The 14,494-nt window shown below is 36.2% G+C and carries 13 protein-coding genes; 7 read left to right on the top strand and 6 right to left on the bottom strand.

What is annotated here, in order from left to right:
* On the bottom strand, positions 1 to 265 hold a 265-nt coding region (locus LV89_RS07050), incomplete at its 3' end, for a hypothetical protein (RefSeq protein WP_211321166.1).
* Positions 266 to 373: 108 nt separating this feature from the next.
* Between LV89_RS07050 and purH the strand changes: the two genes are divergently transcribed.
* Entirely contained in the window at positions 374 to 1,894 is a 1,521-nt protein-coding gene (purH, locus tag LV89_RS07045) for a bifunctional phosphoribosylaminoimidazolecarboxamide formyltransferase/IMP cyclohydrolase (RefSeq protein WP_109742162.1), read from the top strand.
* A 342-nt stretch (positions 1,895 to 2,236) separates the two neighbouring features.
* On the opposite strand, the gene LV89_RS07040 is transcribed toward purH, so the two are convergent.
* Positions 2,237 to 2,800 carry a Crp/Fnr family transcriptional regulator gene (locus LV89_RS07040; protein WP_109742161.1) on the bottom strand — a complete coding sequence of 188 codons (564 nt, stop codon included), beginning with the start codon at positions 2,798 to 2,800 and terminating at the stop codon, positions 2,237 to 2,239.
* Between the two features lie 264 nt (positions 2,801 to 3,064).
* Here LV89_RS07040 and LV89_RS07035 point away from each other — a divergent pair, with 264 nt between their 5' ends.
* From LV89_RS07035 to LV89_RS07020, 4 genes are all read left to right on the top strand, one after another.
* Positions 3,065 to 5,521 carry a T9SS type B sorting domain-containing protein gene (locus LV89_RS07035; RefSeq protein WP_109742160.1) on the top strand — a complete coding sequence of 819 codons (2,457 nt, stop codon included), beginning with the start codon at positions 3,065 to 3,067 and terminating at the stop codon, positions 5,519 to 5,521.
* An 82-nt stretch (positions 5,522 to 5,603) separates the two neighbouring features.
* A complete protein-coding gene (nuoB, locus tag LV89_RS07030) occupies positions 5,604 to 6,155 on the top strand; it encodes an NADH-quinone oxidoreductase subunit NuoB (protein ID WP_109742159.1) in 552 nt (183 codons plus the stop codon).
* 178 nt (positions 6,156 to 6,333) lie between these two features.
* Positions 6,334 to 6,819 carry an NADH-quinone oxidoreductase subunit C gene (locus LV89_RS07025; RefSeq protein WP_109742158.1) on the top strand — a complete coding sequence of 162 codons (486 nt, stop codon included), beginning with the start codon at positions 6,334 to 6,336 and terminating at the stop codon, positions 6,817 to 6,819.
* Between the two features lie 117 nt (positions 6,820 to 6,936).
* Positions 6,937 to 7,476 carry a DUF2911 domain-containing protein gene (locus tag LV89_RS07020; protein ID WP_109742157.1) on the top strand — a complete coding sequence of 180 codons (540 nt, stop codon included), beginning with the start codon at positions 6,937 to 6,939 and terminating at the stop codon, positions 7,474 to 7,476.
* Positions 7,477 to 7,719: 243 nt separating this feature from the next.
* Here LV89_RS07020 and LV89_RS07015 read toward each other — a convergent pair whose 3' ends face one another.
* Positions 7,720 to 10,572, bottom strand: coding sequence for a putative LPS assembly protein LptD (locus tag LV89_RS07015; RefSeq protein ID WP_109742156.1), 2,853 nt, complete (start codon positions 10,570 to 10,572; stop codon positions 7,720 to 7,722).
* Positions 10,573 to 10,758: 186 nt separating this feature from the next.
* On the opposite strand from LV89_RS07015, the gene LV89_RS07010 reads away from it, so the two are divergent.
* Complete coding sequence (locus tag LV89_RS07010; RefSeq protein ID WP_109742155.1) at positions 10,759 to 11,577, top strand: N-acetylmuramoyl-L-alanine amidase family protein; 819 nt, start codon at positions 10,759 to 10,761, stop codon at positions 11,575 to 11,577.
* A gap of 104 nt (positions 11,578 to 11,681) precedes the next feature.
* On the top strand, positions 11,682 to 12,632 hold the full coding sequence (locus LV89_RS07005) for an MlaD family protein (protein ID WP_109742154.1): 951 nt from the start codon (positions 11,682 to 11,684) through the stop codon (positions 12,630 to 12,632).
* A gap of 153 nt (positions 12,633 to 12,785) precedes the next feature.
* Here LV89_RS07005 and LV89_RS07000 read toward each other — a convergent pair whose 3' ends face one another.
* The 3 genes from LV89_RS07000 to LV89_RS06990 form a co-directional block, all read right to left on the bottom strand.
* A complete protein-coding gene (locus tag LV89_RS07000) occupies positions 12,786 to 13,253 on the bottom strand; it encodes an Lrp/AsnC family transcriptional regulator (protein WP_109742153.1) in 468 nt (155 codons plus the stop codon).
* A 153-nt stretch (positions 13,254 to 13,406) separates the two neighbouring features.
* The gene (locus LV89_RS06995) at positions 13,407 to 13,883 is read right to left on the bottom strand and encodes a CYTH domain-containing protein (protein WP_109742152.1); all 477 of its coding nucleotides are present in this window, start codon (positions 13,881 to 13,883) and stop codon (positions 13,407 to 13,409) included.
* 129 nt (positions 13,884 to 14,012) lie between these two features.
* Positions 14,013 to 14,453: a hypothetical protein gene (locus LV89_RS06990; protein ID WP_109742151.1), complete on the bottom strand. Its 441-nt coding sequence runs from the start codon at positions 14,451 to 14,453 to the stop codon at positions 14,013 to 14,015.
* Positions 14,454 to 14,494: the final 41 nt, after the last annotated feature.

Below are 14,494 nucleotides of genomic sequence, written 5' to 3'. Positions count from 1 at the left end.
TACCTTTGGGTAAAAACATTACTAAAAGGATAGCAACTTGTTGATAGTCAAATTCAAAATCTTTAAAAAATGCTTGTATTCTTCTTTCATTTGACTCCACTTTTGAGTCAGTTGTAAAATGTAATCCAACTTCTTTGAATTGGACATTTCTACTTTTTATGATACCGAGAGTGAACTCTGAAATAAACGTTTGTCTGGCTAAATTCTTGGCTAATGGGATTTCTGAAAATAAATTTTTAATTTTGCTACTGATGATATTTTTCATTAAAGGGCTGGTTTTGTTGCTTGAGAACTACAAATTTCAGCCTTTTTTTATTAATTCTAATTTTTCATCGGGTAGAGTAACCTAAACCCCAATTCCTAAACACAAACAATGGAATCCAAAAAAATTCAATCTGCTCTCATTTCGGTTTATTACAAAGACGGACTTGCTCCGATTGTCGAACTACTTCACAAGAATGGCGTACAGCTTTATTCAACGGGTGGTACTCAAACTTTCATCGAAGAATTAGGAATTCCCGTAACAGCGGTAGAAGACCTTACAAGTTATCCGTCAATTTTTGGTGGACGTGTAAAAACACTTCACCCAAAAGTGTTTGGAGGTATTTTGTACCGTCGTGATAATCAAGGAGATGTAGATACAGCAGCCCAATATGAAATTCCTTCAATTGATTTAGTAATTGTTGATTTGTACCCATTTGAAGAAACAGTAGCGAGTGGTGCATCAGAAGACGATATTATTGAAAAAATTGATATTGGTGGTATTTCATTGATTCGTGGTGCAGCCAAAAACTTCAATGATGTTCTTATCGTGTCGTCTCGTACTCAGTATGCAGAAGTGCTTTCGATTTTAGAACAGAAAAATTGTGGAACAGACCTTTCTGACCGCAAGCGTTTTGCTATGTTGGCTTTCGGAACGTCGTCACATTATGATACGGCTATCCATGCGTATTTTAATGGCAACAAAACAGATATTTACGATTTCAAATCGTTGCCACAAAATGGACTTCGTTATGGCGAAAATCCTCATCAAGCAGCTACTTTCTATGGTGATTTAGAAGCACTTTTTGATAAATTGCACGGAAAAGAATTGTCGTACAACAACTTAGTGGACGTAGATGCGTGTATTACTTTGTTAGATGAATTTGAGGAAACTTCTTTCGTAATCATTAAACATACTAATGCTTGTGGCGTAGCTTCTGCTCCAACCGTACACGAAGCCTATAAAAACGCTTTTGCTTGCGATACTATTTCTGCATTTGGTGGTGTATTAGCAACTAACGGAACAGTTGATAAAGCCTCAGCAGAAGAAATGAATTCATTATTCTTCGAGATTTTAATTGCTCCAGATTTCACAGAAGAAGCATTAGAAGTATTAAAATCGAAGAAAAATCGTATTTTATTAAAACGCAAACCTGTTCAAGTTTCTAAAATGATGTTCAAAACTTTGTTGAATGGCGTTTTGGAACAAGATAAAGATTTGGCAACTGAAAAAGTAGGAGACTTTAAAACAGTAACAGAAAAAGCTCCGACAGAATCAGAATTGAAAGCATTAGAATTTGCTTTGAAAATCTGTAAACATACCAAATCAAATACCATTATTTTAGCAAAAGAAGGTCAGTTATTGGCAAGTGGTGTTGGACAAACTTCCCGTGTTGATGCTTTGAAACAAGCTATCGAAAAAGCAGGAGAATTTGGTTTTGATTTGAATGGGGCAGTTATGGCTTCCGATGCGTTTTTCCCATTCCCTGACTGTGTGGAAATTGCTCACAAAGCAGGAATTACGGCGGTTACTCAACCAGGTGGTTCAATTAAAGATAAAGATTCAGTAGCTTATTGCGATGCCAACGGTGTGGCAATGGTAATGACAGGTATTCGTCACTTTAAACACTAAGAGGTTTATTGATGATAGAAAATTGCAAAAAGGCTTCGCAGAATGCGAAGCCTTTTTTGATGTAAATTGATGAAGAGTCATTGTTGTACTTAATCCTCCAGACTATCTTTTAGAGAAAAAAAAGTGCAAATGTGGCGGGCATTTGCACTTGGCAGTCATGGCGGTGTCTGCACTCGAAAATCGCTAAATTTTAGCTGTTGTACTTGAAAAGTATAAAAGAGTGGTTAAATACAAATGCAAATTTCGCAATATTTATCTGTTTATACATTGATTATTATCAATAAATATTGCAACTTTTGTGTAATTGGTTGCATAACTTCCATGATAAATGTCATATTGCCTTTAATATTTGCGAATTCGACTGAGGGTTTCGGGTGAAATTCCTAAATAATTGGCAATGATGTATTGAGGCACTCGCTGAATTAAATCTGGACGATTTTGCACTAAACTTTCATAACGTTCTTGTGCTGAAAGTGCAATTAACGAGTAAATTCTTTGTTGTTGTTCATTATAAGAATATTCTGCCAACAGCCTCACCATGCGTTCCCATTTATGTGATAGCTTATACATCATTTGTAAATCCTGAAAGGATAACATCAAAAGTTCTGCATTTTCCAATGCCTCAACATACTCAATGGAAGGTATTTGTGAAGTAAAACTTGGAGAAGATGTAATGAAAATATTTTCACAGCCCAAAAAACGGGTACTCTCTTTGCCTTCTACTAAATAATAAACTCTAAATGCTCCCTTTAAGATAAAGCCAATTTCATGAGCTGTTTCTCCCGGAACACATAGAAACTCTCCTTTCTTGATTTTTTTAGGATGGAAAAAATCTTTAACCTCCTCCAATTCTTTATCAGAGAAATCTACTAAACGACGGAAAAATATTTTAAGTTGAGATTGCATCTGGTGGGTATAGATTTTGATGATTGATAATTATGGGTATTTTAATATAATTTGAAAATAGATAAAATCTTGATAAATGTCAATTTTTTAATGGATTTATTTAATAAAGTGCTATAAATGAATAGATATGAGAGTCGAGAGTTCGTTAAATATGATTGGTTGAATAATACCGTAAAATGGATTTTGGCTAAAAAATCTTAACTTCGTATAGAAAAACTGCCAATGCTTACGTTTAAAGAAGTGAACACCCCATGATTTAGTTTTATGAGAAAACATTATTCCCAATTACTCTTTTTATTATTAATATTTTCTTTGAGTTTTCAAGCTACTGCCGAAAATGTAATAGGCGGTACACTTGAATTTACCCATAAGACTGGCAGTACTTATAATGTAAAAACGATATTTTATATAGATAAAGGGGCAAGAGCTACTTCTCCAGACTTGTATCAAGGTTTTATAAGAGTTTCTATTTATTCTAAAGGAGCAACAGCAGCTGGTGATGTATTGATGCAAACGATAAGCCTGAACTTAGAATCAAAAACCGATAATTTCCCTTACGATAATTCTGAGTGTGTGGCTTCGATTACTTTATCAACTACCAAATTTGTTTATTCGAGTGATATAACTATTAATAAAAGTTCCTACAATAATGCAAGAGGGTATTATTTAGTTTGGCAAGATGGAAACCGAAACGTAACCACCAATGCCAACGCTACACAAGGTATGACTTGCTATTTAGAATTTCCTCCTTTGAATACGACCGATAATTCATCGCCTGTATTTAAGTTGAATAAAGGAGTGGTAGCTTGTAGAGGAAACGCATTCAGTATTGATTTGGGGGCAACGGACAAGGATAATAATACTTTGACTTATGCTTTGGTGAATCCATTTTCTGCTCCAGCGACTTCAACAGTAACAGGCAAACAACGTATCCCTGACCCAAGACGCTCACCGATAGACTCTTATGATTTAGTAGTTTGGAATGGTGGTTATTCAGCCACAAGTCCAATACCGGGGGTAAGTTTAAATTCTAATACAGGCGTTTTATCGGGTACACCAACCGCAGTAGGTAAATATTTAGTAGTTGTAGAATGCAAAGAATACAATGGGTCAAATCTGATTGGTATAAATCGTATGGATTTTGAAATTGTTGTTGAAAATTGTACGCCTACCAACCCTAATATTTATTTGACAGGAACAGGCCCCGCACATTTGCCTTCCGTAGTGATTTGTAGTGGCTCATACCGAATTTTAGAAACACCTTATAATTCGGCATTTACTTACGAGTGGAAAAAGAATGGGACGGTTATCTCAGGTGCAACAACCAATCAGATAAGAGTTAATTATGCTGATGCAGGAACTTACACCGTTACTCGTAGAAGTACCACTTGTGTAGGTACAGGAACTTCAGCCGACACACAAGTAAACCCACAAGCGGGAGAAGACTTAAAGCTGACCATACCAGATAGTACCATTTGTAGCGGAAATGTGCCTGTGGTTTTAACCATAACACAAAACTCAACAGGTGCAGCACTGAGTGGTTTTCAAAGACAATGGTTTAATAATGGCGTATTGATGAGTGGGGTTTTTGGGCAATTTACCCAAATTTCCGTTGGAGGAAAATATTCTGTAAAAGTTACCCAATTTGCTGCTCCCCAATGTACGTATGAGGCATTTAAAGAAGTGATTGTTACACCAACACCTTCACCAAGTATTCTGAATACTACTGGGAAAATCTCTATTTGCGACGGTGAGGTTGTAAAATTACAAGCTGACCCCGTAGAAACGGATGTTAATTATTTTTGGGTAAAAAATAGCTTAGACATCAAGAATGGAGTAGATTTAGACGTGACTACTTCTGGAACTTATGGTTTGAGAGCGGAAAGTACAAAAAATCCAGATTGTTTTGATTTTGCTCCTGTACAATCTACCATTACCGTAAACCCAAATCCAATACCAACCTTTGCTCCTGTTGCAGCGATTTGTAATACGAAGTCAAGTAAAATAGATTTACGGAATTATGTGACACCAACTTATGTTTCTCCTAATGGAGTATTTACAGGAAGTGGTATCAGAAATGGTTATGAGTTTGACCCAACGGCTTCGGGTTATGGGGCTTTTCCCATAAAATATACTTACACAACGGCAGCAGGATGCCCAGGTAGTGCATCTCAGACCATTGTTGTGGATTTAACTCCGTCGGTAAAATTAGGAAACGATGTTACCATTTTTAGAGGAGATACGGTGAGGTTAAGAACAGTTGGAAGTACAGGCCCACAATTTACATATCAATGGACGCCGACGACAAACCTAAATTCACCAAGCTCCACCCAACCTTTAGCGAACCCAGATGCAACGACTCCTTATGTTGTGAAGGTTTCTACGACAAGTGGTTGTTCGGCAACGGCTAAAATTACAGTTACGGTGCGTGCAAAGTTGAAAATCCCATCGGCTTTCACACCTAATAGTGATACATTTAATGACACTTGGGTAATTATGGAGAATAATCGAGAATTTAACGATTATCCAGATATTGAAGTGAAAATTTATAATAGATGGGGCAGTGAAATATTTTACTCCGTTGGTTCTGGGGCTTATCAAACTCGACCATTTGATGGTATTCAAGACGGAGCAAGATTACCCGCAGGCCCTTATTTTTACGTAATAAAACCAAGTCCAGACGTACCAACACTGACGGGATATGTTACAATAGTTAGATGATATTGAGGTGTTAGGGATTAGGTTTTAGGTCACAGTGTCTGACCCCCAAAACCTAACAACTAACACCTCTAAAATAAAAGATATGCAAGGTTTATTAGACCAACAATTTAATGAAGGTGGCGTAGTAATCACCAAAGTAGATGACCTCATCAATTGGGCAAGATTGAGTTCTTTGTGGCCAATGGGTTTTGGTTTGGCGTGTTGTGCCATAGAAATGATGCAAACAATGGCATCTGGTTATGATTTAGACCGTTTTGGGGTATTTCCAAGACCTTCACCCCGACAGTCGGATGTGATGATTGTGGCGGGAACGGTAACTTTCAAAATGGCAGACCGTATTCGTCGTCTTTATGAACAAATGCCCGAACCTCGCTATGTGATTTCGATGGGAAGTTGTTCCAATTGCGGAGGACCTTATTGGGAACATGGCTATCACGTAGTAAAAGGCGTTGACCGAATTATTCCCGTAGATGTGTACGTACCAGGTTGCCCACCACGCCCAGAAGCCTTGATTGGCGGTTTTTTGAAATTACAAGAAAAAATCAGAAACGAAAGTTTAGTTGCTCCGAAAGCTTTGTTGGAAATGGAAGAGGAAGAAGCAAGAAATCAAAAACCAGACTTTGCCGTTGTTTAAGGAGTATTAAGTCTCAAGTATTAAGTATTTAAGTCCAAAGAAAATTGGCTAAATATCCATTTGAAATTTGATTTAACAACGTATTTAATTAAAGATTTTTTATACAAAATATGAAAGTTGAGCTACTTTATTTTCCTCATTTTCTAATCACCAATAACTAATCACCATTTATCTAACATTGATACAAAAATTTACAAATATTATCGCTCAATCTCTCGGAGAAGAGATTATTCTTCAGTCAGACCAACAGTCTATTACCGTACCCACTGAGCGTATTGCGGAGGTTTGTACGCTTTTACATACCCATGAAGAATGTTATTTTGATATGCTTTCATGTTTGACGGGTTTAGACAATGGCGTGGAAAAAGGCACAATGGAAGTTGTCTATAATCTTTATTCAATTCCTTATGAAAATTCATTGATGTTGAAAATTGTTTTTCCGAGAAATCAGGAAAATGAAGCTTTGCCACAAGTACCAACGGTAAGCCATATTTGGAAAACTGCCGATTGGCACGAGCGTGAAGCATTCGATTTATTGGGAATTACCTTTACGAATCATCCAGATTTGAGACGAATTTTATTACCAGAAGATTGGGTCGGATATCCACTTCGTAAGGACTATGAAGCTCAAGAATATTATCATGGAATTCAAGTAAAATACTGATTTTTCCGTTCTTACTTTAAATTTTGAACGTAATGCAAACTTATGTATTTTTACAACCACGCCCAGAACTCTCAACTAACCAAAAGTCCTTCTGCGGGTAAGGAGGAATAATAACCAATGAAAATTTTAAGAATTATACTCATTATTTTGGCAGTATTAGCCTCAGTTTTTGTTTTTATTAGATTCTATTACACCAAATCTTTTAGCCCATCAGCTACTGCCGAATTTGATAATAATGGTTTAAGAATTACAGTAGATTATTGCCAACCTTCTAAAAAAGGACGTACAATTTTTGGCGAAGAAGCAGATAAAGCCCTTGTCCCTTACGGAAAATGGTGGCGTACAGGTGCAAACGAAGCGACGGTTATTAAGTTTTCGAAAGATGTTCAGATTGGAGGAAAGCCTTTAAAAGCAGGAACTTATACACTTTTTACCATTCCACAAAAAGATAATTGGACGATAATTATCAATCAAGAAGTTGGACAATGGGGACTTTCTTATGATGAGAAAAAGAACGTATTAACAGCTCCAGCACCAGCCATACAAACTGAAAATGCTTTAGAACAATTTAAAATAGATTTCACAGAACAAACAGATGGTGCAGATATGATTTTAGCTTGGGATAACACACAAGTTACTGTACCGATTAGAAAATAAATTAAAATAGTTCATAAAAAAAGGGTTAAGAAGTCTGAATATTAGCTTTCTTAACCCTTTTTTATGATTCGTTATTGATAATTAGGAAAGGATTGCGTATCTGAGTCGCAACGGAAGTCGTCGTTCAAAACGACGACTTCCGTAAAGTACGCATCAAATCTTTAAAATTGGTATAATCTCAGTCTTTTAGCATCATAAAAACAAGTCACCAATAACTAATTTCCAATAACCAATTTCTATTTTCTAAAAACCTCCTCTATCGTAGAAAGTACGTCTTCTTGACAATTTAAGTTCTTGTAATAAAGCAGATTTTACTCTGATTTCAAATGAATAACTGCTTGCTCGTCCGTAATATGGGCTGGCGGCAGGTGTCCAGTTGAAGGCGGCTTCCCAACAGTGTAAATCTCGGTGGATTTGAATATTGGTTAATGAAATTCCTTTATTTACAAAGTCATAACCTGATTGTACTTTCAAATCCCATTTTTCAGTCAATTTTAAACTTCCATTGAAAGTAGCAGCACTTACAATTACGGCAGGAGCAAAGCCTAATTTACTGTAATTATATTGATAACTAAATTGGAAAGTCCAAGGCACAGACCAATCTACATAGTCGTTGATATTTCTATTAACCTGCTTAACTTGGTCTTCAGGAATATCGGAGTTATTGCTCTTTTTAGGTTGTTGAGCCTTTCCAGGCTGAAAACTTTTTCCAATAGAAAAACCTAAGTTCGCTAAACTTGGTGCTGTATATTCGTCTAAACGAGTTCCCACTAACGAAGAACCATCATCTTTGTATTTATAAGGGTCAAAAGTACCGTTTAGGTTAATATCAAATTTCTTTACTCTCGATGCTGCCGAAAATGAAATGGGAGCTAATTTGAATTGTTCAACAAAAAAATTGTAGCTCGTAGATAAAGCAAAGTTGTCAATGAGCGTTACCTTTTCAAATTCCTTTTGGGCAGTATCAGATTTAGCTCTAACTTTTGCTTCTAAGGTATTTGAAAGACTAAAATTTATACCTCCCGACTGTACACCATAATTGGTTTGGCGTGGGTCAAAAGATGATATTCTACGGAAAGAACCTGTTACTTGTTGTCCATTAATTGTTCTAACCTCCGTTCCTTTGGTACTTACTTGTACTTCTTGATAAAACCCAAATTTTGGGTCAGTAAAATCAGGTGTATAGTTCATACTAAGAGAAGGAGTCATAATATGTCTGATTCCCTTCAATCTTCCTTTATTAAAATTCATCGTTCCGTACAAACGGGTATTCATACTCATTGAGAAAGAATATTGATAATCGGCACTTGGACTACTTACGGTATCAATATCAACAACGCCATTTTGAGCTAAAGTATCGTTGGCATAAGGTTTAAATGTAACCGTTTGATTTTTGCTATTGACATAACTTTCACCGGGTTTAAGGAATTTATAATTGTACTTACGTTTATAAACATTTCCCGAAAGGCTCATGCCCGGAGTCAGGTTAATATATTTCCCAATTTTGATGTTAGGCAAAGATAAAGGAATTGAATAAGCCATTTTAAAATTGGCATTTTCCTTAATAGTTCGCCAATTCTCTCCGCTAAGTTCAAATGGAATAACTCCATCACGAGCTAAGTTTGCCGTTTGGTTGGCAGCAACACGTGGGTCAACAATGAGAGGTTTGGTTGGGTCGGTATCAGTCGTATCTTTTTGGCGGTTTACATTGTACGGCAAACTATTATAAGCACGGTTATTCAATGCCACTTGGTTAGTAATACCAATTGAACCGTTGAAATCTAAACCAAAACGAAAACCATCCCAGAATTTTTCAGTAACGGCATTTTTCTTCTTGAAAGGTTGAAACTGATTTAACCCAAACGAGAAGTTATTATTGACGTTAACTGCTTTTGTAATCGTGTTTTGGTCAGCTTGTAAACTTACACTGGTACGAATATTCTGTCCGAAATTTTTAGAATACTGAATTGAGGAGTTTAAAGCCGTTGAAATATAATTAGATGATGTTAAGCTGTTAAACTGAGCATTTGAGTTACTTTGTGCATTTACTGAGGCTGAAAAACTCGAATTTCCTCTACTTTGTGGCGAGTGCGACCATTGAATACCGAAGTCATTTCTATACTCACGTCCAACTTCTAAACCGTTATTACTTTCACGGAAAGTCAAGTTAAATGAACCTCCATAACGATAGCGTTTTATATATTGAGAATTGGCAGTAATCCCGAAACTTCCTTTTGAGTAAAGTTCTCCTGTTAAACGTAAACCGATATTTTCATTTATGGCAAAGTAATAACCACCTTCACGCAGGAAAAATCCACGTCCAAGCGGTTCTTCACCATAATTAGGCATAATAATTCCCGAAGTTCCGTTTTCTTGTGGCGGTTTATAAGGGAAAAATCCAAACGGCAGACCAATGGGTAAAGGCAGTTCGTTTAGTTCAAAATGGAAAGGACCAGAAACAATCTCTTTTTTCCCAACCATTTTAATTTTTGAAGCCCTAATATTATAATGTGGATGAGCTAAATTACAGGTTGTGTAAACAGCATTACGGATATACAAATTATCTTCATTATCCTTCTTCACACTCACCCCTTGTACATAGGCATCGCCTTGTTTGGTGATAAGTCCTTTGATAATAGCTTTCCGAGATTTGAAATTGTACTTAATCTCATCGGCATCGTAAGGTTCAGCTCCTTGCTTAAAAACGGGTTTCCCTTTTACCTTGTTGGTCAATGAATCTTTCGTTCCACTGGCAAAAACCTCATTTTTATCCCAATTTAATTTGATATAATCTGCCTCCAAGACAACGTCTCCATAAGTTACCTTTGCTTCACCGTATAAAAAAACTACTTGATTTTTGGTATCCATAATCGTAGAGTCTTTGGCAGAATATACTACGGTTGTTTGCAAATCATTGTTCTTTTTCAGAGAATCAGGAACGGCTTTTGTGATACTATCAGCTTTAATAGTATCTCGTTTTGAGATTGCTTGCTGGGTATTTTTGATATTTGGAGCAAACGTACCGCTTGCAACACGCTGTGCTGAGGTGTAATTAACACTTAAAAGCCCTAAAAGTAAGCTAATTACGATACTCAATATGTGAAGTTCTTTTTTCAGAAGTCTTTAAATTTTATCTTTGTGGGGAAAAGCTTTAGGCTGTATGCTTTAAGTCATACGCACGCTTGAAAAAGCATATTGCCTAAAGCTTATAGCTTAGTGCTATTTTAATAACTACAAAATTAAGCCATTACTTATTTAAGATAACGTACCCACTCAAAAATAATGTTAAACTTTGTTAAAGGTCTTTTATTAATTGCTACATTTTGTGGATTTGCAAGCTTTACAAATTCTCAAGATTCAAGCAGAAGTCTGGATATTGATGCACCGCCATCATCAGTAAGAACCCGACTTAAAACGATTGTCCTCGATGCAGGACATGGCGGTAAAGACCCCGGTTGTCATGGTTCAAAGAACAATGAATCTAAAGTGGCACTCAAAATAGTATTAGAATTAGGGGCAAAAATCAAGGAAGAATATCCTGATATGCGGGTCTTATATACTCGTATGAAAGATGTTTTCGTTAATTTACATGAACGCTCGGCAATTGCCAATCGGAATAAAGCAGACTTATTTATCTCAATTCATTGTAATTCTCATCCATCGTCTAAATTTGCGGGAACGGAAACTTATACAATGGGGTTACATAAGACAAGCGAGAATTTGGACGTTGCCAAAAGAGAAAACTCTGTAATTTTGCAAGAAGCTGACTACAAGAAAACCTATAATGGATTTAATCCCAATTCTCCTTTGGCACATATCATGATGGCAAATTATCAGAATACTTTTATGATGAATAGCCTTAGATTAGCCCAAAAAGTTGAGAGACAATTCAAAAAACAAACTAATCGTACCAGTTTTGGCGTTAAACAAGCAGGATTTTTAGTGCTTTGGGAAACAGCCATGCCAAGTGTATTGATAGAAGCAGGTTTTTTGACCAACAATAAAGAAGAAAAATATTTAGCATCAACAGAAGGACAAGAAGAAGTTGCACAAGCCGTTTTTAAGGCTTTTAAACTGTATAAAGAAGAAATTGAAAACTAATACAGTTATCAGTGAACAGTTACCAGTTATCAAATTTCGAGTTTCATTAAACTGCAAATTACAGATAACTGCTAACTGTTTACTGTTAACTGTTCACTGAAAATATGACTATCTCTAAAGAAACCAAAGTGGGTATTTTAGCCCTCAGTACATTTGTAATTTTATACTTAGGCTTTAATTTTTTGAAAGGAAAAGACTTCTTTTCACCTGAAAATAAGTACATCGTTGTTTATGATAATGTCGAGGGATTAACCGCAGCAAACCAAGTTTCTTTAAGTGGAATGAAAGTAGGGCAGGTGAAAACGGTAGAACTTATCGAAGGAAATAAAGTAAAAGTGACCCTTTCAATTCGTAAAGATTTGCCTTTGCCAGAAGGAACGCAAGCAATTTTGGCGTCTGATGGTTTATTAGGAGGAAAATTGGTAAGATTGCAAATGGGCAAGAGCAGTAAACTTGTTGAAAATGGCGGACAATTATTACCTAAAAGCGAAACAGGAATTACCGATTTATTAAAAGAACAAGCACTTCCATTGATTCATAATTTAGATTCATTGACGCTTTCACTAAGAGTTGTATCGAAAAGTTTTGAAGCTACGGGTACTTCTGTAAATAGTTTAGTCAAAAACTCTGATAAAACAGTTACTACTTTGGGGGCTTCTTTGAACTCCACAATTGCTGAAAATAAAAATAACTTAGCAGGAATTACGGCTAATATGAAGTCGTTATCGGGTAGTTTAATCGAAACCGAAAAAAGCTTAAAACCACTTATTGGTAAATTTAGCTCAATTGCGGATTCATTGAATGCTTTGAAAGTGAGTAAAGCATTAGCAACCACGCAACAATCATTAGAAGGTTTGCAGAGAATTATGGCAGGTATTGAGGCTGGACAAGGTTCGGCAGGAAAATTACTAAAAGACGATTCGCTCTATTCAAATATTAATCGCTCTTTGGCAGATTTAGATAAACTTTTAATTGATTTCCGCTTAGCTCCAAAACGCTATGTGAATGTGTCAATTTTTGGCAAAAAAACAACGCCACCACCTGCGGTTAAGTAGGTGGAATGAGTTAAGAGAAGAGGGAATGAGCAATGAGTTGAAGATAAAATGGAGGTAGGAGGAATGGCATAGGGATAAAATTCCCCATCTCCATTTCTCTTACCTCCATTTTACTTTTCATTCCTACTAAACCAATCACTAATTCCCAATTCCCTAAATCTCAATCGGTACAGGCGTTTGACTTTTTATTTCATTGACCACAAAGCGACTTTGAGCATTGCCGATGTTTGAAATAGTCGCCAATTTATGAAGGATAAAATGCCGATATTCGTCCATATCTTTTACCAAAACTTTCAGTAAAAAATCTGAACCTCCCGAAATACAATAACATTCCACCACTTCGGACAGAAGCAAAACATCACGCTCAAATTGCTCCAAAAATATCGCAGCGTGTTCTTTGAGGGTTACGTCAACCAAAACCACCAAACTTTTTCCAAGCTTCGATTTATTCAGAATGGCAGTGTATTTCTCAATGACTTTATCCTTTTCTAATCGCTTGATACGCTCGTGAATGGGCGTAGGCGTCATACCGAGCCTCGCCGCAATTTCTTTATTAGTCATCAAAGCATCTTCTTGAAGAAACTTCAAAATCTGTAAATCTATATTATCTAAATTCGACATGGGGAGGGGTAGTGAATTGTGAATTGTGATTTAGTGATTTAGTGAATTGTGAATGGTGATTTAGTGAATTGTGGATTAGTGATTTTATTTATGAATTTAATGAGTAGAAGTCCTAACAAGCTCGCATTTTACTCACAACTCACAACTCACAACTCATAACTTCCAATTTTTAAACGGATATTTAGAAAGACTGGCGTTAAAATATTTGTCTTCATGGGTAACTTCTTGGTCAATCCATTCGGGAATTTGATAAGCTTCGTTAATATCTAAAAGCTCAATTTCTGCGACAATTAAGCCATCGTTATCTCCGTGAAAAACATCAATTTCCCACGTTTTTCCTTCAAAATCAACCTTATAGCGAGTTTTTTCGATATTGTTTTCCGTAAAACCATCTAATAATTCAATCGCCTCAGCCTTCGGAATTTGATATTCGTATTCGGGTTTTATGGCAGGATTATCCGTTTTCCCTTTAATGGTGATATATCCATGATTTTCGGTTGCTCGTACCCGAACCGTTTTTTTGATGTCACTCGTGATATACCCTTGACGGTAATATTCGCCTTTGGGTTTCGTAAAGGCATTCCAAAGGTCGTGTTTGACTAAATATTTCTTTTCGATTTCTAATGGCATTATTGTACTGACGAGTTATTAATTGACGAATTACGAATGAATTCTTTACTTACATAAAATAAAAATGTCCCTGAGTTCAACCGTTGAATCAAGGACATTTTACATGGTAAATTAAGTTCTTTTGATAATCTATTTTCTAAACAAATTTCTCACTAAAAAACCACTCATTGCTCCCCAACCACCTACAAGTCCACCAATTAAAATGGTTACTGTAATCAAAATACCAACATTGCCACCAACGGGTAAAATTTGGGCTATTTTATTGGAAAGAATACCTTGCGTCGTAAAATGATGATACCAAGTTGCCAATAACCAAAGTGTTGAAATTGCCGCAGTTCCTTTGGCAAAAGCTTCTCCACTTGATTTTGCGAAAATTGCTCCACCAATAAATGCTGCAATTGCCACCGTCCACCAATCTCCAAAGTAACCTAAAATAAAGGCTAAAACCACAATTGTAGCGGTTAGAGGACTTACAAAAAGCTCCTTAACTTTAGTAATTACTGAAGACGCACCCGCTTGTGCATCATTTGGATTAGGAATATTAGCTTGACTTGGGATATTTAGTGCCATGATGAATTTGTAATTATTTTGATAAATATAGTAATTATTTT

Origin of the sequence: Arcicella aurantiaca (assembly GCF_003148625.1) — a bacterium.
Classification (GTDB): Bacteria; Bacteroidota; Bacteroidia; order Cytophagales; family Spirosomataceae; genus Arcicella; species Arcicella aurantiaca.
Note: the sequence above shows the minus strand (reverse complement) of the source record. Positions and strands in the feature narration are given on the sequence as shown.